This window comes from Rhizobium sp. 01N424, from assembly GCF_056399485.1.
The window spans coordinates 216,865-241,242 of record NZ_JBFTRK010000006.1 but is presented as its reverse complement, the minus strand read 5'-3'; the positions used below and the strand labels follow the sequence as shown (position 1 = coordinate 241,242).

The 24,378-nt window shown below is 62.5% G+C and carries 23 protein-coding genes; 11 read left to right on the top strand and 12 right to left on the bottom strand.

Annotated elements, in window-relative coordinates:
* Positions 1–13 precede the first annotated feature (13 nt).
* Positions 14–343 (bottom strand): hypothetical protein, encoded by a 330-nt coding sequence (locus tag AC1DNK_RS17545; RefSeq protein WP_310290391.1) that lies wholly within the window; start codon positions 341–343, stop codon positions 14–16.
* 311 nt (positions 344–654) lie between these two features.
* On the opposite strand from AC1DNK_RS17545, the gene AC1DNK_RS17540 reads away from it, so the two are divergent.
* Positions 655–1,389 carry an SDR family oxidoreductase gene (locus AC1DNK_RS17540; protein WP_477942432.1) on the top strand — a complete coding sequence of 245 codons (735 nt, stop codon included), beginning with the start codon at positions 655–657 and terminating at the stop codon, positions 1,387–1,389.
* A 14-nt stretch (positions 1,390–1,403) separates the two neighbouring features.
* Positions 1,404–2,681, top strand: coding sequence for an L-fuconate dehydratase (locus AC1DNK_RS17535; RefSeq protein WP_477942430.1), 1,278 nt, complete (start codon positions 1,404–1,406; stop codon positions 2,679–2,681).
* A gap of 19 nt (positions 2,682–2,700) precedes the next feature.
* On the opposite strand, the gene AC1DNK_RS17530 is transcribed toward AC1DNK_RS17535, so the two are convergent.
* A complete protein-coding gene (locus AC1DNK_RS17530; RefSeq protein ID WP_477942428.1) occupies positions 2,701–3,708 on the bottom strand; it encodes a Tim44 domain-containing protein in 1,008 nt (335 codons plus the stop codon).
* Positions 3,709–3,790: 82 nt separating this feature from the next.
* Positions 3,791–4,249: a YbaK/EbsC family protein gene (locus tag AC1DNK_RS17525; RefSeq protein WP_112388874.1), complete on the bottom strand. Its 459-nt coding sequence runs from the start codon at positions 4,247–4,249 to the stop codon at positions 3,791–3,793.
* 141 nt (positions 4,250–4,390) lie between these two features.
* Between AC1DNK_RS17525 and AC1DNK_RS17520 the strand changes: the two genes are divergently transcribed.
* The 6 genes from AC1DNK_RS17520 to AC1DNK_RS17495 all read left to right on the top strand — a co-directional run bounded on the left by AC1DNK_RS17520 (position 4,391) and on the right by AC1DNK_RS17495 (position 12,375).
* A complete protein-coding gene (locus tag AC1DNK_RS17520; protein WP_477942426.1) occupies positions 4,391–5,275 on the top strand; it encodes a helix-turn-helix domain-containing protein in 885 nt (294 codons plus the stop codon).
* Between the two features lie 171 nt (positions 5,276–5,446).
* A complete protein-coding gene (locus AC1DNK_RS17515) occupies positions 5,447–7,621 on the top strand; it encodes a TonB-dependent siderophore receptor (protein ID WP_477942424.1) in 2,175 nt (724 codons plus the stop codon).
* A gap of 84 nt (positions 7,622–7,705) precedes the next feature.
* Positions 7,706–8,485: an ABC transporter ATP-binding protein gene (locus tag AC1DNK_RS17510; RefSeq protein WP_477942422.1), complete on the top strand. Its 780-nt coding sequence runs from the start codon at positions 7,706–7,708 to the stop codon at positions 8,483–8,485.
* Positions 8,486–8,490: 5 nt separating this feature from the next.
* Positions 8,491–9,363, top strand: a complete 873-nt coding sequence (locus AC1DNK_RS17505; protein ID WP_477942420.1) for an ABC transporter substrate-binding protein — start codon at positions 8,491–8,493, stop codon at positions 9,361–9,363.
* The gene (fhuB, locus tag AC1DNK_RS17500; protein WP_477942419.1) at positions 9,347–11,335 is read left to right on the top strand and encodes a Fe(3+)-hydroxamate ABC transporter permease FhuB; all 1,989 of its coding nucleotides are present in this window, start codon (positions 9,347–9,349) and stop codon (positions 11,333–11,335) included. The genes AC1DNK_RS17505 and fhuB overlap by 17 nt, the downstream gene beginning before the upstream one ends.
* Positions 11,332–12,375, top strand: a complete 1,044-nt coding sequence (locus AC1DNK_RS17495; RefSeq protein WP_477942417.1) for a DUF2218 domain-containing protein — start codon at positions 11,332–11,334, stop codon at positions 12,373–12,375. Before fhuB ends, AC1DNK_RS17495 begins: the two co-directional genes overlap by 4 nt.
* Before the next feature lie 53 nt (positions 12,376–12,428).
* Here the strand turns inward: AC1DNK_RS17495 and AC1DNK_RS17490 are convergent, their stop codons facing one another.
* The 9 genes from AC1DNK_RS17490 to AC1DNK_RS17450 form a co-directional block, all read right to left on the bottom strand.
* A complete protein-coding gene (locus AC1DNK_RS17490; RefSeq protein WP_112597985.1) occupies positions 12,429–13,046 on the bottom strand; it encodes a TerC family protein in 618 nt (205 codons plus the stop codon).
* 140 nt (positions 13,047–13,186) lie between these two features.
* Complete coding sequence (locus tag AC1DNK_RS17485; protein ID WP_477942415.1) at positions 13,187–13,591, bottom strand: hypothetical protein; 405 nt, start codon at positions 13,589–13,591, stop codon at positions 13,187–13,189.
* A gap of 18 nt (positions 13,592–13,609) precedes the next feature.
* Complete coding sequence (gene cydX / locus AC1DNK_RS17480; RefSeq protein WP_112388881.1) at positions 13,610–13,720, bottom strand: cytochrome bd-I oxidase subunit CydX; 111 nt, start codon at positions 13,718–13,720, stop codon at positions 13,610–13,612.
* A gap of 12 nt (positions 13,721–13,732) precedes the next feature.
* Positions 13,733–14,884 carry a cytochrome d ubiquinol oxidase subunit II gene (gene cydB / locus AC1DNK_RS17475; RefSeq protein ID WP_477942413.1) on the bottom strand — a complete coding sequence of 384 codons (1,152 nt, stop codon included), beginning with the start codon at positions 14,882–14,884 and terminating at the stop codon, positions 13,733–13,735.
* A gap of 5 nt (positions 14,885–14,889) precedes the next feature.
* Positions 14,890–16,470, bottom strand: a complete 1,581-nt coding sequence (locus AC1DNK_RS17470; RefSeq protein WP_477942411.1) for a cytochrome ubiquinol oxidase subunit I — start codon at positions 16,468–16,470, stop codon at positions 14,890–14,892.
* A gap of 72 nt (positions 16,471–16,542) precedes the next feature.
* Complete coding sequence (gene cydC, locus AC1DNK_RS17465) at positions 16,543–18,234, bottom strand: thiol reductant ABC exporter subunit CydC (RefSeq protein ID WP_477942409.1); 1,692 nt, start codon at positions 18,232–18,234, stop codon at positions 16,543–16,545.
* Positions 18,231–19,934 (bottom strand): thiol reductant ABC exporter subunit CydD, encoded by a 1,704-nt coding sequence (gene cydD, locus AC1DNK_RS17460; protein ID WP_477942407.1) that lies wholly within the window; start codon positions 19,932–19,934, stop codon positions 18,231–18,233. Before cydD ends, cydC begins: the two co-directional genes overlap by 4 nt.
* 4 nt (positions 19,935–19,938) lie before the next feature.
* Positions 19,939–20,511, bottom strand: a complete 573-nt coding sequence (locus AC1DNK_RS17455; RefSeq protein WP_477942405.1) for a GbsR/MarR family transcriptional regulator — start codon at positions 20,509–20,511, stop codon at positions 19,939–19,941.
* A 131-nt stretch (positions 20,512–20,642) separates the two neighbouring features.
* Entirely contained in the window at positions 20,643–21,569 is a 927-nt protein-coding gene (locus AC1DNK_RS17450; protein ID WP_477942403.1) for a dihydrodipicolinate synthase family protein, read from the bottom strand.
* Between the two features lie 154 nt (positions 21,570–21,723).
* Between AC1DNK_RS17450 and AC1DNK_RS17445 the strand changes: the two genes are divergently transcribed.
* Genes AC1DNK_RS17445 through cobG form a run of 3 tightly spaced genes read left to right on the top strand, consistent with a single transcriptional unit; the run spans position 21,724 to position 24,376 of the window.
* Complete coding sequence (locus AC1DNK_RS17445; RefSeq protein ID WP_477942402.1) at positions 21,724–22,203, top strand: DUF2938 domain-containing protein; 480 nt, start codon at positions 21,724–21,726, stop codon at positions 22,201–22,203.
* A gap of 14 nt (positions 22,204–22,217) precedes the next feature.
* Complete coding sequence (gene cobF / locus AC1DNK_RS17440) at positions 22,218–22,976, top strand: precorrin-6A synthase (deacetylating) (protein WP_477942400.1); 759 nt, start codon at positions 22,218–22,220, stop codon at positions 22,974–22,976.
* A 56-nt stretch (positions 22,977–23,032) separates the two neighbouring features.
* Complete coding sequence (cobG, locus tag AC1DNK_RS17435; protein ID WP_477942398.1) at positions 23,033–24,376, top strand: precorrin-3B synthase; 1,344 nt, start codon at positions 23,033–23,035, stop codon at positions 24,374–24,376.
* Positions 24,377–24,378: the final 2 nt, after the last annotated feature.

The following is a 24,378-nucleotide window of genomic DNA, read 5'->3' as shown; positions in this document are numbered from 1 at the left end:
CCGGCGACGGAGATCAGGTACGGGCGCGCTTCAGCGGAACGGCTGACGGCGTGGCCTGATCGAGCTTGTTATAGGCAGCCTGGATGATGTCGAGATCCGAGGCATGGCCGACGCCCGCCAGATTGTACATGAGATCGCCGACGGCGGTGTCGATCCGCGGCGCACGGACGGCATAGACCTTCTCGACGACGCCTTGCACGGCTTCCGGGTCGCCACCCAGAGCCTGGTAGAGCCCGATGGCCCTGAAGATGAAGGCGTTGCGGCGGTCGTTGATGTCCGCGGTGGATTGGTTGCCGATCAGCGTTTGCATGAGTTCGACGGCTCGGTTCTGATATTCGCTCATCGGGCGCTCAATTTGTCGTTCGTTTGGTCGTTCATCAGGAAAGCGAAAGTCTTTTAATGATGTCTAAATAATGGGTTACGGATATTTGTAGGCGCAATCATAAGGCGTCTAAATTAATAGAATATATAGCCGCAGGAAAAATCGCTCACCGCTCCCGGCCGGCGTGCCTCGCTGTCAAGGCCAGCAATCGCAAACTTCGGCATTGCTTTTTCCAGTTCTGTTTTTTATCGATAATATGACAATGCGAGCGAAGAAGCGGCGAAGACCGCCTTCGCTCCTTCCATGCGCGACATCAAGGGAGGCTCCGACATATGACCATTTCACTTTCCGGCAAGACCGTTTTGATCACCGCCGCAGGACAGGGCATCGGCCGCGCTTCGGCGATCGCCTTCCAGCAGGCAGGTGCTGCGGTACATGCCACCGACATCAACGCCGATGCACTGGCGCAGCTGACGGCCGAAACCGGGATTGCGACCCACAAGCTGAACGTTCTCGACGAAGCGGCGGTCAATGCGCTGGTCTCAGAGATCGGCCAGGTCGACGTGCTCTTCAATTGCGCCGGCTTCGTCCATGCAGGCTCGATCCTGGAGATGAAGGACGCCGATCTGGAGTTCGCCCTCGATCTCAACGTCAAGGCGATGATCCGCACCATCCGCGCCGTGCTGCCCGGCATGCTCCAGCGCAAGGATGGCTCGATCATCAACATGGCCTCCGTCGCATCCAGCATCAAGGGCGTGCCGAACCGCTTCGCCTATGGCGTCACCAAAGCTGCCGTCATCGGCCTGACGAAGTCTGTTGCTGCCGACTACGTGGCGCAGGGTGTCCGCTGCAACGCCATCTGCCCCGGCACTGTCGAGAGCCCATCGCTGCAGGATCGCATGAAGGCGCAGGGCGATTACGAGACGGCGCGCGCCGCCTTCATCTCGCGCCAGCCAATGGGCCGTCTGGGCTCACCGGAAGAGATCGCCGAGCTCGCCGTCTATCTCGCCGGCGCCACTTACACCTCAGGTCAGGCCTACGCCATCGATGGCGGCTGGACGATTTAATCCGGAGGAAAATCATGACTCGTATCACCGGCCTTCGTGTCTTCGATCTCCGTTTCCCGACCTCGCAGAGCCTCGACGGCTCGGATGCGATGAACCCGGATCCGGATTATTCCGCCGCCTACGTGATCCTCGATACCGATGAGCCGGGTCTTAACGGCCACGGCCTGACCTTCACGATCGGCCGTGGCAACGACATCTGCTGCCTGGCAATCAAGGCGATGGATCACCTCGTCGTCGGCCAGTATCTCGAAGCTTTCCGTGCAGCACCGGGAAAGTTCTGGCGCCACCTGACGGGCGATAGCCAGCTGCGCTGGATCGGCCCCGACAAGGGCGCCATGCATCTGGCAACCGGCGCCGTCGTTAACGCCTTCTGGGATCTGCTGGCGAAGAAGCAAGGCAAGCCCGTCTGGCAGCTAGTGTCAGAACTCCCGGCCGAAGAGATTGCCGATATCGTCGATTACCGCTACCTGACCGACGTTCTGACGCGCGACGAGGCGATAGCAATCCTGAAGAAGGCCGAGGCCGGCAAGGCGGAGCGGATTGCGACGCTGAAGGCCGATGGCTATGCCTGCTATACGACATCCGCCGGGTGGCTGGGTTATGACGACGAAAAGCTGCGCCGCCTTTGCCAGGAAGCGATCGATGCAGGTTTCAACCATGTGAAGATGAAGGTCGGACGCGATCTTGAGGATGACATCCGCCGCCTGCGGATCGCCCGCGAGGTCATGGGGCCAGACCGCTACCTGATGATCGACGCCAACCAGGTCTGGGAAGTGCCGCAGGCGATCGACTGGGTGAACAAGCTCGCCTTCGCCAAGCCCTTCTTCATCGAGGAACCGACCAGCCCCGACGATGTTGCCGGTCACCGCAAGATCCGCCAGGCGATCGCGCCGGTGAAGGTCGCGACCGGTGAGATGTGCCAGAACCGCATCATGTTCAAGCAGTTCATCGCCGAAGGCGCGATCGATATCGTGCAGATCGATTCCTGCCGCATGGGGGGATTGAACGAGGTGCTGGCGGTGCTGCTGATTGCCGCGAAATTTGACCTGCCGGTCTGGCCGCATGCCGGCGGCGTCGGGCTCTGCGAATATGTGCAGCACCTGTCGATGATCGATTACATCGCCGTATCAGGCTCCAAGGAAGGACGGGTGATCGAATATGTCGACCACCTGCACGAACATTTCCTCGACCCCTGCGATATCAGGAACGCGGCTTATATGCCGCCGTCGAAGCCGGGGTTCTCGATCGAGATGAAGGCGCAGTCGATCGCCGACTACACCTTCAAGGGCTGAGGAAGAAAACGCGCGCCGCTCAGGCGGCGCGCTGCTCGGTGCCCTGAATGGCGGAAAGCTTCCAGTCGGCGCCGTTCTTGCGAACGAAGGTCCAGACTTCGGTGCTTTCGCTCGGGCGTTGATCGTCGCCGGAGACGACGCGGCCGCTGTCGCGCTCGACCATCGCGTCGATCGACGAATAGCGCATGGCAAGCGTTGCATAGTCGAGGCCGTCTTCACGCCAGGCTTCGGCAATATCGCCCTGCAGCAGCTTCACGTCGGAGACCCGGTTGCGAATGCCATTGGTGGCATTCTCGCCAAGTTCTTCCGCCAGATAGGACATCGCCTCCGGCGTCGTCAGCTTGCGCAGCGTGCCGTAGTCTTCGGCGCCATAGGCGGTCTGCACTTCGGTCAGCAGCTCCTCGAACTGGTCGAGGTCTGCCTGCGCCAGACCGATTTCGTCACTGGGGCGCTGGTTGTTGCGCTGCGGAGCAGTGGCGGCGGCACCCGAACCGATCGCCGGAATGCGGAACGAGCTGTTGTTGTTCGACGACATGTTGCTATAGGACGGCCCGCCTGCCGAGCCGTAGGAGGGCTGGCGGCGATTGGCGAAGAAGCGCATGGCGAGCGTGATGGCGCCAAAGATCAGCGCGATCTGCAGCAGCAGGCCGAGGAAGCCGAAGCCGCCGCCGAAACCATGGCCGAGCATCATGCCGAGCAGGCCACCGGCGATCAGGCCGCCGACCATCGAGCGGCCGAAGCCGCCGAACATGCCGCCGGGACGCTGCGCCGCCATGCCGGGCTGCGCCATCGAAGGGGCCGTCGTCTGCGGCTGGGGTGTCATGGAGCGCTCGACGGGTGCAGCAGGTGCCGGCGCCGTGCGGGTTGCGGGAGGAGCCTGGAAGGTGCGTGTGCCACGGCTGCCGAAGCTGCTGAAACCGCCGCCCGCACGCCGGGCCTCGGCCTCACCATAGGCAGCAAAAACAGTAGCGCTCGTCAGAACGGCAATCGCCGCAATCTTGGCAAAACGCGAAACGGCACCCGGCATTTCATCTCCTCTCATGCACAACCACGGCATGTTGCAGCCTAATATAGGGGCTCTTTCGGCAATTTGAAGTTATGCCAAAGTTCTATTGGCATACATCGACCCATTTTGCAGCCGTCAGCTCCGCCAGTCGCCCGGTTTGAATGCGCACCGCCGAATTTGGCGAACCGGCAGCGGGGATGACTTCGGCGAATTGTTTGAGCGACGCATCGCAATAAACCGGCAGCGGCGACGGCAAGCCGAAAGGGCAGACGCCGCCGACCGGATGGCTGGTGATTTCGAGCACTTCGTCGGCCCCGAGCATGCGGCCCTTGCCGCCGAACGTGTCCTTGAATTTGCGGTTATCCAGCCGCGCCGTGCCGCTGGCGACCACCAGCATGGCCTCGTCGCCGACGCGCAGGCAGATCGTCTTGGCGATCTGCGCGGGCTCGACCCCGTGGGCTTCGGCCGCAAGCGTCACCGTCGAAGAACTGGCTTCGGTTTCGATGATGGCGATATCGGGTGCATGGGCGCTGAAAAAGGCGCGGACGGATTCGAGGCTCATGGGCCGATGCTAGAACAGCCGCAGCCGGAAATGAAGGGGCCTCTTCCGGTCTATTGCGCTGCAGCGAATGCTTATTGCCATTCCCGCACATATTCGCTAGAGAAAACTTGATTATAAAAAGAAGGTTTAATTGGGCCGCAAATGACCTTTCAGCCGCGCATGCAGAACAGGATCGAGGGCTTTTCTGTCGTCGGCGAAATGAACCGCCGCAACTGGAATGGCATCGTGGCCGATGTCTGGGATGTCGAGTGCGCGCCCTATGCTGGTGGCTATTATGTCGCCCACGATCCGCGGCTTTTCATTCTGCTCGACATGCGCGGCCCCGGCGATTCACGCGTCAAGCTGACACCGAAGAGCGCAGGAGCCGTCCAGGACACCGTGCGCCGGCCGATCTCCTATGTGCCCGCCGGGATGGAACTCTGGGCCGATCTCGTCGATGTCCAGTTCGTCCGCCATCTCGATATCCATTTCGATGCCGACATTGTCGGACGGCGGCTGATGGAAGATATCGACCCGTCACGGCTTGCCGATGCCCGACTGCTGTTTCACGACGAGCGGGTGATGGCGCTTGCCAATCTGATCGGTGCCGAATGCCTGAACCCGCAGCCGCTACACGATCTCTATGGCGATGGCCTGTGCCTGTCGCTGATCATCGACGTATTGAAGCTGTCCAAGGCGCAGCCGCGCAAGCGCAGCAAGCTGGCCACCTGGCAGCTTCGCCGCACAACCGATTTCATTGAACAGAATTGCCTTCGCAACATCAGGCTCGAGGAGCTTGCAAACCTGACCGGGTTGTCGCAATCGCATTTCAGCCACGCCTTCAAGGCCTCGACCGGGATCGCGCCCCATCAGTGGCAGACCAATGCCCGGGTCGAAAAAGCCAAGCATCTGCTTCTGCAGGGCGATTTCAGTCTTCCAGCGATTGCCGCCGAGACCGGCTTCTCCGACCAGGCCCATTTCACCCGCGTCTTCCGCAAGACGACCGGCGCCACCCCGGCGCTGTGGAAGAAGGCTCACGTTGCCTGAAAACCACGCCTCACGAGCATTTGTTTAAAGCGCAGAAATTTGCCCAAGAACGTTCAAATTCCCCGGATCGCGACAATCCAACCCCTTAAATCTGAGTTAAACGCTCATCTTATCAACAAGCTGTTTAGCCGGGTGACTTTGGGGTTTGCGCGGCGCGAGTGGGGTAAGACAATGCGTGGGCAGACCAAGGCTCTCATCTTCAAGACCAACCTTCTGACCGGCGCCGCCGCCATCGGCCTTGCAGCCGCCATGCCGGCGCAGGCCCAGGACGCGACGGCATTGGCGCCGATCACCATCCAGGGGCAGGCCGGAGCGGCAAATTCCGAGGTGACGGCGACCAGCCCGGTCAAGGGATATGTGGCAAAGCGGTCGGCGACGGGCTCGAAGAGCGACACGCCGATCAACGAGATTCCGCAGTCTGTGTCGGTGATCGGAACGCAGGAAATGGACGATCGCGGTGTCGTCAACAAGGTCGATGAGGCTCTGTCCTATACGCCTGGAGTCAACGCGCAGCCTTTCGGCAATGACGGTGATACGGACTGGTTCTATATACGCGGATTTGACGCGACCCAGACCGGCGTGTTCATGGACGGCCTCAACCTGTTCAGCTACAGCTTTGGCGGCTTCCAGGCCGATCCTTTTATGCTCGAACGCGTCGAAGTGCTGAAAGGCCCCGCTTCGGTTCTATACGGTGGTTCGAACCCTGGTGGTATCATCGATCTGGTCCGCAAGCGGCCAACCGATGAGCCGCTCTACTATACCGATATCGGCATCAATAGTAACGGCAACGCTTTCACCGGTGTTGACCTTTCCGACAAGGTCGGCTCAAGCGACACGATGACCTATCGCCTGACTGGCAAGGTTGCTGGTGGCGACAACTACTCCGACTTTTCGCACGACACGCGCGGTTTTATCATGCCGCAGCTGACGATCGCACCCGATGATGCCACTTCCATCAATATCTGGGGCTATGCGGGCGTGCTCGATCAGGTTCACACCGGCAACGGCTTCTTCCCCTATGTCGGGACTGTCGTCGATGCGCCCTTTGGCAGGATTCCGCGCGACTTCTTCCCGGGCGAACCGGATATCGATCAAGGCAATTACCAGCAACAGATGCTTGGCTACGAGATCAAGCATGAGTTCGACAGCGGCTGGACGGTGACACAGAACGCCCGCTATGGGCATCTCAACAAGCATGAGGTTGCGCCCTACGCCTATGGTTATGCGAGCCCAATCGAGTTGAATCGCATCAACTTCGAGCATCAGACTGAAGTCAATTCATTCTCTGTCGATAATCGCGCCGAGACCGAATTCGATCTTGGTGAGACGAGCCACAAGCTGATGCTTGGGCTGGACTACAAGTATTTCCAGATCGATCAGGTGCAGGCTGCAAACAGCGCGACGCCGATCAGCGTAACCGACCCGATCTACGGGCTCCCGCAGCCCGCCAATCGCAGCTACATCAATCAGGTCACGACCCAGCAGCAGCTCGGCGCCTATATCCAGGATCAGTTCCGCTTCGGTGGTGGCTGGCTCGCGACTTTGAATGGCCGTTACGACTACGTGGACACGAAGACCGACAACGGCCCGACTTTCTGGGCGCCGACGCAAAACAATAGCTACGGGTACGACAAGACGGCCGTCAGCGGCAGGGCTGGTCTTGCATATGAATTCAGCAATGGCATCACGCCTTATGTGAGTGTCGCTACCTTCTTCAATCCAATCATCGCGACAAGCCTGTCGAACACCATCAAGCCCGAGGAAGGTAGTCAGGTCGAAGCAGGCGTGAAATACGAGCCCACCTTCTTCGACGGGACCATCACCGCATCGCTCTTCCAGATCACCAAGCAGAACGTTGTTGTCACGGATCCGGGTACCACACTGTCCAGCCAGATCGGCGAGGTGCGCTCACGTGGTTTCGAATTCGAAAGCAAGGCGAATATCACCGACGATTGGAAGGCAATCGCTGGCTTCTCCTATACTGATCTCGAAATCACTGAGGACGCCAACACGTCGCTCATCGGCAACTCGCCTTATCTTCAGCCGAAGGTTCAGGCCAGCTTGTGGTTGGACTACACGATCCCGCGCGGCGCGCTGGAAGGCGTCAGCGTCGGCGGTGGTGTTCGCTATCAGGGCTGGTCCTGGGCTGATTTTGCCAACACGAGCAAGGTTCCGGGTGCCGCTGTCTTCGACGCTGCTATTCGCTACGAGAACGAGGGTTGGGGCGCGTCTCTCAACGTGACCAATCTCTTTGACAAGGAATACGTGAAAGGTTGCGGCGGCTTGACCACCTGCGGCTACGGCGACGCCCGCACCATCACCTTCAAGCTCAGCAAAAAATGGTAAGTTGACAATCATAGTAAAGTTTTGCACCAAGCAAAACGGCGGGAGGGCGGTGCCCCTCCCGCAGCTGTTTCAGGAGCCCGTTTCATGTCCACGCCATTTCTGAAAATGTCGGATGTCCGCTTTTCTGCAGGTGAGCGCACCATCCTCTCGGGCATCGATCTGACACTGGAGAGCGGGCGGATCTATGGGCTGGTCGGGCCGAATGGGTCGGGCAAGAGCACGCTGATGAAGATCATCGCCCGCCAGCATGCGGCAACCGGCGGGACACTGGAACTCGAAGGCAGGAACGCGGCCGCCTGGCGCGCGCGGGAATTTGCCCGCAAGATCGCCTATATGCCGCAGTTCACGCCCGCGACCGATGGCATGACGGTGCGCGAGCTGGTGGCGCTGGGGCGCTTTCCCTGGCACGGCACGCTTGGCCGCTTCGGCAAGGCCGATCACGATCTGGTCGATGATGCTATCGCCCGGACGAGTCTCGAAGAATTCGCCGCGCGTCCGGTTGCCAACATGTCCGGCGGCGAGCGTCAGCGGGCGTGGATTGCCATGATGCTGGCACAGAATGCCAGCTGCCTGTTGCTCGACGAGCCGACTTCGGCGCTGGATCTGGCACATCAGGCCTCCATGTTGTCGCTGGTGGAATCGCTCAGCCACGAGCGCGGGCTGACCGTCGTCATCGTTCTCCACGATATCAATCTGGCGGCCCGCCATTGCGACGAGATCATCGCCCTCAATCGCGGCCGGATCACCGCGCAGGGCGAGCCTGAAGAGATCATGCAGGCCGAACGGCTTCAGTCGATCTTCGGCGTCGGCATGGGCGTCTTCACCCATCCGGCGCGCGGCGAGCCGGTCAGCTACCTGCTGTGATGCCGATGAAAGCTCTGACACGGCGCAATTTCCTGGCGATGTCGGCGGCTCTGGCCGCTCCTTCGGTGCTTAGGGCTGCCGCGCAGCCGCGTGTGGCCGCGCTCGATTGGGCCCTGCTGGAAACGCTGCTGGCGATCGGCGCCAATGTGGTGGCGGGAAGCGAGTTGCGCGGCTACCGGCAGATCGCCGTCGAACCCGCCGTGCCCGAGGGCGTTGCCGATCTCGGCCTTCGGGGCACGCCGAATTTCGAAGTGCTGCGCTTCGCCAGGCCGGACCTGATCTTCAATTCCAATTTCTACAGCTGGGCCGATGGCCTGATGAGCCGGATCGCGCCGGTGAAGACACATGCGATCTACCGCATGGGCGATAGTCCCTTCCAACGGGCGCAGGATGTGACACTGGCGATGGCGGCCGAGTTGCAGCTCGATAGCGGCAAGCGCTATGCCGACGATTTGATGGCCAGGCTCGACAATTACCGGGCGCTGTTTGCGGCCGGTGATGGCCGCACGATCCTGCCGATCAATCTCGGCGATGCGCGCCACTACCGCGTCTTCGGCAGCGACAGCATGTTCGGCGAAGTATTGGCCCGTACCGGGCTGAAAAACGCCTGGCAGGGCAAGACGAGCTATACGGCGATGGCGCCGATCGGCATCGAGACGCTGGCATCGATGCCGGACACCTGGATCGTCTTCATCCCGCCGCATCCGCCGGATGCGATGGTGACGCTGCAGAGCGGTGCCTTCTGGCAGGCGCTTCCCGCCGTCCGGGAAGGCCGGGTGCTGACACTTGGCTCCATCAATCCTTATGGCGCCTTGCCTGCGGCGTCGCGCTTTGCCGATCTGCTTGCGAAGGGGCTCACCGATGCATGGAATGGTTAGCCGCCGGGCGGCCGATGGCCGCCCGAACGGCACGCTCATCGGCATAGCCGCGTCTTTTGCGGCCTGCGCCTTGGTTTTCGCTCTGCTCGTCGCCTTCCGGCCACGTCTGCCGGAAGGGCAGGCGGCGCTCGATGCGGTGTTGCTATGGCAGAGCATGATGCCGCGCGCAGCACTTTCGCTGATCGCTGGCGCGGCCCTCGGCCTTTCCGGCTTTCTGCTGCAGCGAGTGCTGCGCAACCCGATCGCCGATGCCTCGACGCTCGGCATCGCGTCCGGCGCGCAGCTTGCCATGACGATCGGCATCAGCGTTTCGCCGCTGCTGCTCGGGTTTTCGCGCGAGTTGGTGGCGTTTGCAGGCGGGCTTGTGGCGGTGGCGATCGTGCTGGCACTTAGCTGGCGGCGCAGTCTCGATCCGGTAACCGTCGCCCTGTCGGGCATGATCGTGACCTTGATTGCCTCGGCGCTCAGCGTCACCCTCATTCTCGCCCGCGGCGAATATGCCATGTCGATCTTCATCTGGGGCGCGGGTTCGCTCAGCCAGCAGGATTGGCATGCGGTGATATCGCTGGCGCCACGGCTAATCGTGGGCCTTGCTGCCGCCGTTCTTCTGCTGCGTCCGCTGCAGGTGCTGTCGCTCGACGATGCCGGTGCGAAAAGCCTCGGCGTCGCCCTGCATACGACCCGGCTCGCCGTGCTGTTGCTCGCCGTGTGGCTGTCAGCCTCGGTCACCGCAGAGGTCGGCATTATCGGCTTCCTCGGCCTTGCCGCCCCGGCGATCGCTCGTTTTGCCGGTGCCCGCACCACGACGCAGCTCGTCATCGCTGCGCCGCTGACAGGTGCCGCGCTGCTGTTCTTCACCGATTGCCTGACGCAGCTTCTTGGTCCGGGCTTTACCGATCTTGCTCCCGCGGGCGCGGCAACCGCGCTGCTCGGCGGCCCGCTGCTGCTTTATCTCCTGCCACGCGTCCACTCCTTCGCGTCGGTCACGGCGCAGACGACGGTGGCGATCAGGCGTCTTCAAAGCCCTGTCCGCGCGTTCCTGCTGCTGCTCCTGGCGCTTGCGCTTGTCGTCGCACTGGTGCTGACGACGGCACCGGCCGACGACGGCTGGCATATCGCCACCGGTACGCTGTTTACCGATCTGCTGCCGCTTCGCCTGCCGCGCACCATCGTTGCCGCCGGTGCGGGCGCGATGCTGGCGGCCGCCGGCTTCATCATGCAGCGGGTGACGGGCAATCCGATCGCCAGCCCGGAAGTGCTGGGCGTCAGCACCGGTGGCGGCGCCGGCCTCACGGTTGCGCTTTTCATCTTCGGTTTCCCGCCGCCCTTCGTCATGCTGGCATCCATGGCGATCGGCGCGCTCGCCGCCTTCCTGATCATGATCGCCATCGCCGCCCGCGCCCAGTTCGCGCCCGAGCGTCTGTTGCTTGCCGGTATCGCCATCGGCGCCTTTTCGATGGCGATCGTCTCGATGGTGCTGGCGCAGGGCGATATGCGTGGCTACGTGTTGCTGACTTGGCTCACCGGCTCCACCAACCGTGCCGGCAGCTTCGAGGCCTGGACGGCGGTGATTTCGCTCGCCGTTCTCGCCGCACCGCTGCCCTTTCTCAGCCGCTGGCTCACCATCCTGCCACTCGGCGGTCCCTCGGCGCGCAGCCTCGGCCTGCCTGTCGGCGCCAGCCGTCTGCTGCTGGCGATGATCGCGGCGCTGATGACCGCGGTTGCGTCTTTTCTCGTCGGGCCGCTCAGCCTCACCGGCCTCATCGCACCGCATCTGGCGCGGCTCACCGGCTTCCACCGGCCGGGCCAGCAGCTTGCCGCCGCGATCCTGCTTGGCGCAGGCGTGCTTGTCGTGGCCGACTGGCTCTCGCGCGTGGTGATCTATCCCTATCAGGTCCCGCTCGGCCTCTTCGCGGCGCTGATCGGCGGCCCCTATCTCATCTGGCTCCTGACGCGAAAGGAAGCGGCATGACGGCGCAATTTCGGCTTTCGGGTACGGCAATTCCAGCGGATGCCAGGCACATGCTGGAAGAGATCGCCGAGCATTTCGCAGAGCATGCATCGGTAACCAGAAATGGGGAAACGGTGCATCTCGAGCATGAGATCGGCGCAGCCAATATTCGCATCGCTGGCGAGACGCTGGCGATCGAGCTTGCCTCGAACAGCGAGGACGAGCTGACGATGATCCGCTCCGTGCTGGCCGAGCACCTTTTCCATTTCGCCGGGGAGCAGAAATTCGAGCTGACATGGTCGGAAAAGCCGAAGCCGGCGCTGCCGGGAAATATGCGCCTGGCGACGGTGGCGGCTGCGCGCAATATCACGCCGCATATGCGCCGGGTGACGTTCGCCTGCGCCAATGTTCAGGATTTCCAGCAGGGCGGCCTGCATGTGCGCCTGCTGTTGCCGCAGAATGGCGAGGCGCCGGTCTGGCCCGTTGTCGGCGATGATGGCCGCATTCAATGGCCGGATGAGAACAACACCGCAGTCCGCATCTACACGATCCGCAACGTCGATCTGGAGCGCGGTGAGGTCGATATCGATTTCGTGCTGCACGAGGGCGAAACCATGCCCGGCGCCACTTTCGGGGCGACGGCGGCGGCCGGTGATCTGATCGGCATCATGGGACCGGGTGGCGGCTGGATGCCTGAGGCGGCCGACCTTATCCTTGCCGGAGACGAAACGGCATTGCCTGCCATGCTGCGCATTGCCGAAGCGGTACCGGCCGGAACCAAGGTCCGCTTCTTCGGCGAAGTGGATAGCGCGTTCGAAGAGCAGCCGATCGCATCCGCGGCTGATATCCAGGCTGTCTGGCTGCATCGCAACGGTGCTGCGGCCGGCACGATGGGCGGTATTCAGCAGCTGATCCGCTCACTGGCGCCGCAATGCGCCGCGCCCACCTTCATTTGGGTTGGCTGCGAGAACGCGGAAGCCGTGGCGATCCGCGAATATCTGAAGGACGAGCTGCAATATGACCGGCAGTGCATGCGCGTCGGCAGCTACTGGGAAAAGTAAAAGGCGGACCGGCTTTCGCCGATCCGCCTGATGTCTCTTTTCAGAAAAGCCTGTCAGCCGGCCAAATAGGGCCAGACCTCAAGTGCACCGCGATACATCATGTCGAGCGCGACATAGAGGATGATTGCGAGGCCGACATAGGCGATCCAGCGATGCTTGGTGAGCAGGCGCGCGATGAAGTTTGCGGCAATACCCATCATGGCGATCGACAGGGCGAGGCCTGCGACGAGGACCGTCGGGTGTTCGCGGGCGGCACCGGCGACAGCCAGCACGTTGTCAAGCGACATCGAGACGTCAGCAATGACGATCTGGCTCGCAGCCTGCCAGAAGGTCTTCTTCGGCTTGCCTTCGGCGCCCTCAAGCGCGTCTTCACCTTCCGCACCATGCTGCGAACGCAGCTCGCGCCACATCTTCCAGCAGACCCAGAGCAGCAGCAGGCCACCGGCGAGCAGCAGGCCGACGATGGCGAGCAGCTGAACGGTGATCGAAGCGAAGATGATACGCAGAACGGTTGCGGCCAGAATGCCGACCAGAATGGCCTTCTTGCGCTGATCGGCCGGAAGGCCGGCGGCGGCAAGGCCGATAACGACGGCGTTGTCGCCGGCAAGCACGAGATCGATCGCGATGACCTGCATAAGCGCAGTCAGGCCCGCGGCAGTAAAGATTTCCATGAAAAACGTCCCCCGATGTTCGGAAGCCGAACTAGAGCCCGTAAAACGTTACGTCAACCGGCAATCACCCGGGTCCACGCAAATGTCCCGGATGTGTGTCCTGCCAGTCCCACGCTGGAAACGCGCGGGGAGGCTATCGCCTAATGTTTGAGCTTGATGATGATCTCGCGATATTCGTCGGCGATCGCAATGGCTGCCTTCGCAACGACCGGACTGATGGATTTATGGTCAATCGCGATGCGGCAGGTTTCGAAGACGCCGCGCAGCTCGTGCTCGATGTCCGACAGCTGCGGATATTTCTGCACGAGGAGGTGTGGCAGCAGGCGCGCCTTGTCCCTCATCGGTTTGGAATTGCTGGAGAAATTCAGGCTTTCAGCGATCACGTCCCGGATCGCATCCTCGAGACGCCACGTTGCACCGATCATATCCGTGACTGACACCATCTTACCCCTCTTCTTCAGGCGGGCATATTCCGCCTGAATAATATGAAGCAAGGCTTGTGCCAGGTTTGCAGGATGCCGGGCGGCAATTGTGGCGCCCGACATCGTCTCAATTCGTGAAGCTCAGGATTTCTTTTTCTTGGCTTCGTCGTCCATCAGCTCGTACCACATGGCGTTGAGGACAGCGAAGGCGGCTGCGAGCGGCAGGCCGAGGATCCATGCGAAGTACCACATCGTCTTTCTCCTTTAATAGGCGTGGCCGCTTTTGTCGGTGATGGCTTTTTCATCCACCTTGCCCCACAGCACCTTGTAGACCCAGGCTGTGTAGAGAAAGATGATCGGCAGGAAGATTGCCGTGACGACGAGCATGATGAACAGCGTCAGATGGCTCGATGATGCATCCCAGACTGTCAGGCTTGAGCGGGGGTCGAGCGAGGACGGCAGGATGAACGGGAACATCGAAACGCCGACCGTCGAGATGATGCCGAAGATCGACAGTTTGCTGAAGAGCAGCGTGGTGACCTCCAGCCGAACGCGCATGCTGAGCAGGGCAAGGGCCGCTCCGGCAAAGCCGCAGGCCGGTGCGATCAGCAGCCACGGGTAGGTGCCATAATTGGCAAACCAGGTACCGGCATGTTCCGCCGTCTTGAAGAGCGGATTGGACGGTCCGGTCGGGCTGATGTCGCTGGTAATGCGGTAGCCATCGACGCCGGCTGCGAGGAAGATGCCGCCGAGCGCAAAGAGCAGGATGGCGGCGAAGGCGGCAAGGCTGCCATAGGTCCGGGCGCGTTCGGCGACCGACCCGCTGGTCTTCAGGATCAGCCATGCTGCGCCATGCATGACGAGCATCGCCACCGACAGCAATCCGCAAAGGAGTGCGTAGGGGTTCAGCAGCCCAAAGAACGAACCCTCGTAGAAGATCCGCATGTCGTCGGCGAAGCGGAAGGGCACGCCCTGCAGCACGTTGCCGACGGCGACGCCGAAGATCAGCGCCGGAACGAAGCCGCCGATGAACAGCGCCCAGTCCCAGTTGCTGCGCCACCGCGCGCTGTCGCGCTTCGAGCGGTACTTGAATCCGACCGGACGCAGGATGAGCGCGAAGAGGATTGCGAACATCGCCAGGTAGAAGCCCGAGAAGGAGACCGCGTAAAGCGGCGGCCAGGCGGCGAAGATGGCGCCGCCGCCGAGGATCAGCCAGACCTGGTTGCCTTCCCAGGTGGCGCCGATGCTGTTGATGGCGACCCGCCGTTCGGTATCGGTCTTCGCCACGAAGGGCAGGAGTGTTCCGACGCCGAGGTCGAAGCCACCTGTTGTGGCAAAGGCGATGAGAAGGATGCCGAGCAGCAGCCACCAGATGACCCGCAGGGTATCGTAGTCGATGAGTTCGTGAAGGATCATGACAATCACTCCCCAGCAGGAACGAGGGTTTCGGAGATCAGCTCGGCTTCCGGCTCGTCATCGGGCTCGGGGCCTTTCTTGATCGCCTTGAGCATCAGGCCCATCTCGATGATGATCAGCGTCGTGTAGAGCACCGCAAAGCCGATGATCGTCAGAAGCACGGTGCTGGCGCCGAGGCTGGAGACGGCAGCCGCTGTCGGCAGCACGCCTTCGATCACCCAGGGCTGGCGGCCGAATTCGGCAACGATCCAGCCGACTTCGATCGCCACCCATGGCAGCGGGATCGCAAAGACGGCGACCTTGAGCAGCAGCGGATACTTGTCGAGATGCCGGCGGGCCGACAGCCAGAAGAAGGTTGCCGTCAGCACGATGAAGAACATCCCGAGGCCGACCATGATGCGGAACGACCAGAACAGCGTCGGCACATGCGGGATCGTATCGCGGGCGGCCTGGGCGATCTGCGCGTCCGTCGCCTGTCGCGGATCGTCGACATAGCGCTTGAGAAGCAGCGCATAGCCGAGATCGTGGCCGAGGTCTTCGAAGGAGGTGCGAACCTCCTGCGTCGGCTGGCCCGGCGCCCGGACGGCGCGGATCTGCATCAGGGCGTCATAGGCCTTGATGCCGTCGCGGATGCGGGTTTCGGCTTCCTTCTCCAGCTTGTCGATGCCGGGGATTTCGGTGGTCAGCGAGCGGGTACCGATCAGGCCCATCGCCCAGGGGATATGGACGGCGAAATGCGTCTCGCGGGCTTCCTGATCCGGAAAGCCGAAGGCGGTGAAGGGGGCCGGAGCGGGCTCCGTCTTCCACATGGCCTCGATCGCAGCGAGTTTCATCTTCTGGTTTTCCGTTGCCAGATAGCCGCTTTCGTCACCGAGCACGACCACCGACAGCGATGAGGCGAGGCCGAACGAGGCGGCGACCGTCATCGACCGCTTGGCGATCTCGACATGGCGTCCCTTGAGCAGGTACCAGGCCGAGACGCCGAGCACGAAGATCGACGCACAGACGTAACCGGCCGAGACCGTGTGCACGAACTTTGCCTGGGCGACCGGATTGAAGACCACGTCGAAGAAGCTGGTGACTTCCATGCGCATCGTCTGAGGATTGAGCGCCGAACCGACCGGGTTCTGCATCCAGCCATTGGCGATCAGGATCCAGAGTGCCGAGAAGTTCGAGCCGAGCGCCACGGCCCAGGTGGCGACGAGATGCCCGACCTTGGAAAGCTTGTCCCAGCCGAAGAAAAACAGCCCGACGAAGGTCGCTTCCAGGAAGAAGGCCATCAGGCCTTCGATGGCGAGCGGCGCGCCGAAGATGTCGCCGACATAATAGCTGTAATAGCTCCAGTTCATGCCGAACTGGAATTCCATGACGATGCCGGTTGCGACACCGATGGCGAAATTGATGCCGAAAAGCGTGCCCCAGAATTTCGTCATCTGCCGCCAGATCTGGCGGCCGGTCATGACATAGGTGGTTTCCATGATGGCAAGCAGCACGGAAAGCCCAAGCGTCAGGGGTACGAATAGAAAATGATAGAGCGCGGTCAGCGCAAATTGAAAGCGCGATAGCGCCACTATGTCGAGTTCCATTATCTTTCTCCCACGGTCCCACGCGGTATCAAGAGTTCCGCGGGCGCCGGCCGGCGTCCGCGGTCATGCCGCTCAATCCGGCCGCAGCCGGTTCAGAGCCTTTTCGAACGCCGCCTCTCCACGGCGCGAAATTTCGACGATGCACCCATCCGCAATCACCGCGATGATATCGGCGATTGCCGCCTCCCGGCGGATGTGGCTGGCGATGACCACGGCGCGACCGGATGCCTTTTCGGCAAGGCGGCTCATCACGTCGCGGGCGGTTTCGCCATCCAGGCCCTCTGTCGGCTCGTCGAGCAGCCAGAGGGATGCGTTGCGGAGAAACAACCGGGCAAGCGCCAGGCGGCGCGATTGCCCGCCGGACAGGCCGAGCCCGCCCTCTCCAAGTTTCGTGTCGAGCCCTTGCGGCAGGGCATCGATAGTGGTGAGCAATCCGGCAGCCTCGAGAGCATCGCGAAGCTGTGCCTCGCTGGCCGAGGGATCGGCGATCAGGAGATTGCCGCGGATGCTGTCGGCGAAGAGTTCGGGGTGCTGTGTCAGCAGCGTCGAATCCGTGATGACCGCACTTCCACCTCGCGGCTGCAACTCGCCTGCGAGAAGAGCCAGAAACGACGACTTTCCGGCGCCGCTGGATCCGATAAGCGCCAGCGTCTCGCCAGATTTCAACGTAATCGTCAGCTTACGAAGGGCTAGCTTCCCGGCCCCGTCGTGAGCGATTGCAACATCTGTCAGCGCAAAGGCAATGCCTTTTTCCGGCGCGCCATGTCCCGTCGCCTTATCCGCCGCGGTCAGACGGGCGCCGACGCGGCGTGCAGCGATGAGTGTTCGTCCAAGCTCGATGGCGCCGCGCCGCAGGGCGGCAAAGGGCTCGATGGCGGCGAAGGCAACCAGCAGGCCGAGCGCGGCAACTGGTGCGCCGATGCTGCCTGTCCCGGCAAGGGCGGCGACCGCCAGCAGCGATCCGGCGAGCAGCAGCGAGGAGGTCAGGCCGAAACCGAAGGTGACGGCGGTTTCGATCCGGTTCAGACGGTCGTCCGCCGCCGAGATATAGGCATCGGCCGTGACAACTGCGGCAGATTGAGCGTCCAGACGCCCAGCCATCAGCAGGTCCGTTTGACCGGAGACGAGATCGATGACGCGGCCGCGGACCGCTTCGACACCATGCATGCGGCGGCGTGCGGATTTTGCGGCGGCACGGCCGGCGAGGTAGGGAATGCCGAGCCCGGCAAGCAGGAGGATCAACCCGGTCGCGGCGCCAATCAGCGGATGGATCATGCCGAGCGCCACGCTTGCCGCGATCGCGGTGCAGATCGCAACGGCAGCGGGAACGAGGACGCGCAGATAGAGGCCGTCGAGTGCGTCGATATCGGCCGTCAGGCGGAACAGAAGCTTTGAGGGCCGGGCTGCGAGATCGCGCGCCGCGCCGTCCTTCGCCCATCCGCTAAACAGGCGCTCCCGGAGGGCCGCCAGTACCGACAGCGTTGCATCGTGGGTGGTCATCCGCTCGCCATAGCGCGAGAAGGTACGTCCGATCGCCAGCAGGCGGATACCAGCCGATGGCGCGAAAACGTCGAAGGTGACGGCCGTGGCAATGGATAGTCCGGCAATCGAGGCGGCGGTGATGAACCAGCCGGAGAGGCCGAGAAGGGCGATACCGGCCAGCACCGTCAGCGCCGACATCAGCGCGCCGATCAGCAGGCCGCGGCGCCGTTCGGCGATAAACAGATAGACGACGGGTTTAAGATCACCGAGGCGCGTGTTCATTCCGCTGCCTCCCGAAGCGTCTCCGCGCCGATCGCGATCACCCGCCGCATGCGGGCGGCAAGCCGCGGATCGTGGGTGGCGACGACAAGCGTCTTGCCCTTGGCGAGATGGATGAGGCTTTCGGTGATATCCGCCGCTGTCGCAGCATCGAGATGTGCAGTCGGTTCGTCGGCGAGAATGATCTGGATGTCGGGATTGCAGGCGGCGCGGGCGATGGCAAGCCGCAGCGCCTCGCCACCGGACAGGCCGAGCCCGCTTTCACCAAGCGGGCGCTTGCCGTAAGCTGCCGCGACTTGGTCGAGCTTGGCGGCACGGAGTGCCTCATCCGCCTTGGTGCCGGCGCGGCCGAGCGTAACGTTGCCCGCGAGCGAACCAGCAAAGATATGCGGCTTCTGGCCGATCCAGGCGATATGGCGGCGCCAGTCGCCCGCTTCGTTGAGCGGCAGGCCGCCGATGCGGATCGCACCATCCGAGACCGGAGCAAGGCCGGCAATCATCGCCAGCAAAGTCGATTTCCCGCTGCCGCTGGCGCCGAGCAGGGCGACATGCTCGCCCTGCATGATGCGACAGCTGAACGCTTCGATGGCCGGTGGCTTCTCGGCAGCATAGCGGAAGCCGGCATCGGCAAGTTCGATATCGAAACGCGTGGTTTGCTTGCCGGCAGCTTCCGGAACGATATCGAGCCCGCCGGGTGCAATTGCCGCCAGCGCCGAGAGCGCGGCTTCGCCGCTCGCGCGGTCGTGCCAGACCGACGAGAGATCGCGCAGCGGCTCGAAAAAAGCCGGAGCAAGCAGCAGCAGGAACAGGCCGGTGGTCAGGTCAAGCCCGCCGGTCCAGGCGCCGAAGGTGATTTCGCCGAGCAGGCTGAAGCCGACATAGACGGCGAGCAGCGCAACGCCGAGCGCAGCAAAGAGTTCGAGCACCGCCGAGGAGAGAAAGGCGATCCGCAATACCGCCATCGTCCGGGTTTTCAGATCATCGGCATCGGCGCGCAAGTGGCTCGCCGTCTGATCGACGGCGCCGAGCGCGCGGATCGTCGTCAGGCCGCGCAGCCGGTCGAGGAGGAAGCCGTTCAGCCCGCCGGTGGCGGCAAGCTGCTTTTCGCTGGCCGCCTGGGCGCGCCAGCCGATCAGAGCCATGAAGAGCGGGATCAGCGGCATGGCGATCAGCAGGATGAGCGCTGCGATCCAGGAAATCGGGAATATGCAGGCGAGTATCGCCAAGGGCACGGCCGTCGCCTTGAAGCGCGCCGGTTGGAACCGGGCAATATAGGGCACGATCAGTTCGGCCTGTTCGCCGATGACGCTGGCCGCTTCGCCGGATGCTGGCCGCCAAGGATCGACAGGCGAGCGGCGCGCGAGTGCTGCCACGGCGGCGGCGCGGCGCTTGCTGAGTTCGGCGCGGGCGGCTTTGAATGCCAGGCGGCCACCAGCCGCTTCAAGACAGCTCTTGGCGATGCCGAGAATGATGATGAAGAGTGCCGGCCACAGCACGGCGGCGAGGCCGCCGCCGTTGGCGATGCGGCCGACGGAAAGAGCGATGAAAGCAGCCTGAGGAATGAAGACGAGGGCGCCTGCTGTCTGCAACAGCGCGGCGGCCTTGGAGCCGGGTCTGTTTTTGCCGACACGCTGTCTGCGACGGCCGCGCTTTTGCGCGCCCGGTTCTGGCTCGTCATTCGCGTCTAAGAAAGCACTCCCCATGGCGCTAACTCTTGTTCGCAGGACGGCGGCCGCGGCCGAGCGAAATCACCCGGTCTTTGGCTTCCAGAAGCTTCGTAACTTTTGCCCCCAGAGATAGTAATGTTGCGAGGCGCTCGGTTTCAAGTTGTTTTACGTCTTCGTACCAATGCGTCAGCTGCTCGATCAGCCCGTGCATCTCGCCCATGCGCTGCTGGGCATATCGCTCGTGGTCGCTCGCCGGCCGCTGCATCAGGATTTCGCGCAGCACGGAGAGAGTCGGATCGACCTCGCGCTTCTTGCGCTCTTCGGCAAGCGTGCGCAGGATCAGCCAGACGTCGTCAGGCGTCGAGAAAAAATCGCGCCGGTCATCCGGCTTGTGCTTCATCAGCACGAGGTTCCACGCCTGCAGTTCGCGAAGGCTCATCGACACGTTCGAACGTGAGATGTCGAGCGCATCGACAATGTCCTCGGCGCAGAGCGGCTCAGGCGAGACGTAAAGCAGCGCGTAGATTTGGCCGACGGTGCGGTTGATCCCCCAGCGCGAGCCCATTTCGCCGAAATGCAGAACGAAGGATTGAACGAGTGGTGGAAGGTTCATGACGGTGATTTCCGTAATGTCTGTGATTTCAGAAATTTCTGAAATCACTATATTCCACTTTTAGCCCCGCACAATCGGCGGCACCCGCCTGCGTCAATTTGGTCAGAGATGCGTGTAAGCCGCGTGACGGCCTAAAACGCGGCGCGCTTGTCGTATCTGGCGAGGCGCGAGAGGAGATAATCGACCTCGGCTCTTGCCTTGTCGCTGATCACGCTGGCTGGTTTGCGCTGAGCGTCGCTGGCGATCGCGCCACGCTTCTGCAGAACATATTTGCGCACGGCAAGGCCGACGCCCTGTTGCTGCTCGTAGCGCACCAGCGGCAGATGCGCGTCGAAGAGATCATGCGCTTCGTCGCGCCTGCCTTCCTGCTGCAGGCGGACGACATCGGCGAGCATGTCGGGGAAGGCATAACCGGTCATCGCGCCATCGGCGCCGCGTTCCATCTCGAAATCGAGGAACAGCCCGCCATTGCCGCAGAGAATCGAGATATCCCGCATCTCGCCTGCCTTCTGCGCGGCGCGCAGCTTGGAAATCTTCTCCAGCCCCGGCCAGTCCTCATGTTTGAGCATGACGCAGGAGCGGTGATTGTTGACGATTTTCTGGATGACGCCAGGGGTCATCACCACGGTCAGCGTCAACGGATAGTCCTGGATGACGAAGGGAATGTCCTCGCCGATCGCTTCGACGGCCTGTGCATAGTAGCCGATGATCTGGTCGTCGGTGCGCAGCGAAGGTGGCGGGGCGATCATGACGCCGGCGGCGCCGAGATCCATGACGCCGCGCGCAAGCGAACGCATCGCCGCAAAACCCGGCGCCGAGACACCGACGATGATGGGCACGCCGGCGCGGCCGACGACCTGGCGGGTGATCGCCAGCGATTCCTCCGGCTCCAGTTTCGGCGCCTCGCCCATGATGCCGAGAATGGTCAGGCCGGTGATGCCGCATTCGAGATAGAAATCCGTCAGGCGATCGACCGAGACGGTATCGAGCCGTCCATCCGGGTGAAAGGGCGTGGCAGCAATGGCGTAAACGCCCTTGACGGTATGGTCGAGCTTCATCTGGATCCTCCTCGTTTTGCGCGAGCTTAGGCAGGCCATGAAGGGTGATCAACCGAAATAGCCGTTTTGCTCCATCAATGACGTCGGGCTCTGTTGCAGGCAGAGCCTGCCGCCGCTAAGACGGTAATGGGTTCTCACATCTGGATATTCTCACATGTTCGATATCATCTGGCGCGGCATCGTGATCGGCATCGGTGCGACCGTTCTCATGGACATCTGGGCGATCGTTCTGCACCGCTTCTTCGGGCAGAGCGCCGCCAACTGGGCGCCGGTCGGACGCTGGTTCTACCACCTCAAGAACGGCAAGGTGTTTCACGACAGCATCGCCAACGCCGCGCCTTACGAGCATGAACTGGCGCTCGGCTGGATCAGCCACTACGTCACCGGCATCGTCTACGGTCTGGCGCTTGCGATCATCATGGGCCCGGTCTGGCTCGCAGAGCCGACCTTCATTCCAGCCTGGATTCTCGGTATCGTCACCGTCGGTGCCGGCTGGTTTCTGCTGCAGCCCGGTCTCGGCATCGGCGTTGCAGCGTCGAAGACGCCGAACCCGGCCAAGGCACGCGCCATGAACCTGATTGCCCACACGGTCTTTGCGATCGGGCTCTATGGGACGGCGCTTTTGATCCGCTAGCGGCCGGAGGCGTCATGAGACAGATCTTCGTCATCGGCATCGGGACCGGCAATCCCGATCATGCGACCATTCAGGCGATCAACGCCATGAAGGGCGCAGACCGCGTCTTCATCCCCACCAAGGGAGCGAAGAAGGAGGAACTTGCGAGCGTGCGCCGCGAGATCTGCGAGCGTTATCTCGACGCCGGAAAGACGAAGACGATCGAGTTTGCCGTGCCGCAGCGGCAGATCGAGGGAAAGAGTTACGTCCAGAGTGTCGATGAATGGCATGCGGCCATCGCTGCGAACTATGCCTCGATGATCGGCGATCTCGGCGAAAACGAAGCCGCGGCCTTTCTGGTCTGGGGCGATCCCAGCCTCTATGACAGCACCTTGCGCATCCTTGAGCGGATCCGTGGCAGCATCGCCTTCGAGGTGACGGTCATTCCGGGGATCACCAGCATCCAGGCGCTTGCCGCCAGCCACAAGATCCCGGTCAATCTCGTCGGCAAGCCGGTCGAGATCACCACCGGGCGTCGGCTTGCCGACGAGGGGCTGACTGCCGACAGCACCGTCGTGATGCTGGACGGGATCCAGGCGTTTTCGCAGATCGACGATCCGGATGCGGAGATCTTCTGGGGTGCCTATCTTGGCACCGCCGACGAGATCGTCCATTCCGGGCGCCTGGGCGACGTTTCGGACGAGATCGTCAGAATGCGTGCCGCGGCGCGCGAGCGGCATGGATGGATCATGGATATCTATCTGCTGCGCAAGGGGCGCGACTTCGAGGCGTGAGCGGCTTTGCCGAGATCGCCGTCATCCTGTAAGGACAGGGGATGGAAGGGTGTGTCATGGCTGCGGCCGCTAACAGACAATTGCAGGAAACGTTGGTTGCCGGGCTTCGACGCGGCGCCTGCCCGACGCTTGCCGCGCCGATGCAGACCGGTGACGGTCTGCTCGTCCGTCTGCGCCCGGCCGGCGGCGCCCTGACGGTTGCACAGCTCAAGGCGCTGGCAAGTGCGGCGGCATCCTGTGGCAACGGTATCCTTGAAATCACCGCCCGCGGCAATCTGCAGGTCCGCGGCTTGCGACCCGATAGCGTTGGCACTCTCGCCTTGGCGATCGATGTTGCGGGCATCGTGGTTCCGCCCGGCCCTGCAATCGAGCTTTCGCCGCTGCATGGCATAGACAGCGCGGAACTTGGCGATGCGGCTGCGCTGGAAGCGCAGTTGCGCAGCACTCTTGCCGGCAAACTGCAATCAGTCGAGATCGCGCCCAAGCTTGCCGTCCTGGTCGATGGCCGCGGCGTTTTCTGCCTCGATCATCTGAGCGCCGATATCCGCATCGTTGCGCTTGCGGATCACAACTGGTTAGTAACAGTCGGCGGCACCACGCGGATGGCGCGGCCTGTGTTTTCAGGTGGTGTCGACGGGGTCGTGGCTGCCGTCGGGTATATCCTCGACATCCTGATCGCGACCGGCCGCCATAGCCGTGCCCGCGATATCGATATGGAAACGTTGCGCGTCACCTTTCCCAATTCTCCGCAGACCATATCCCTTTCACCGTCGCGCAAACCGGCGCCGGGGATTCTCGCATTGCCAGATGGAAGAACCGTTCTCTGCCTGCGGCCGCGATTTGGCCAGATGCGGGCAGATGCGCTGACGGCCTTTCTGGCGGATCTTGCCGATGACATCGAGACCCGGCTGGCGCCCGACCGGCAGCTTTTTCTCACCGGCCTTGCCGCGGCAGACGCAGAGGCGCTCGCAGCTCGCGCAGGCAGTTGCGGTTTCAGCGCCGACCCGGTCGATCCATCTGCCAACATCGCAGCCTGCGCCGGTGCTGGCGCCTGCGCATCGGGTTTTTACGACACGCGAAAGCTCGCCGCCCGGATCATAGATACCGCTCCAGATTTGCTGGATGGATCTCTGACGGTGCATCTGTCCGGCTGCGCCAAGGGCTGCGCTCATCCGCAGGCGGCGCTGACGCTGGCTGGACGCGGAAATGCCTATGCCCTTTCCATGAACGGCAAGGCCGGGGACCCGCCGGATGCAACGATTGCTGGCGGCGGGATCGAATCCGCTATAGAGAGGCTCGCCCAGCTTGCCGGAACAGAACGGCGGGCCGGAGAAACGGTGGCTGCCTGCCTTCAGCGGCTTGGCGCCAGCACCATCGCGAAAGCGCTGCAACAGGACTAGGG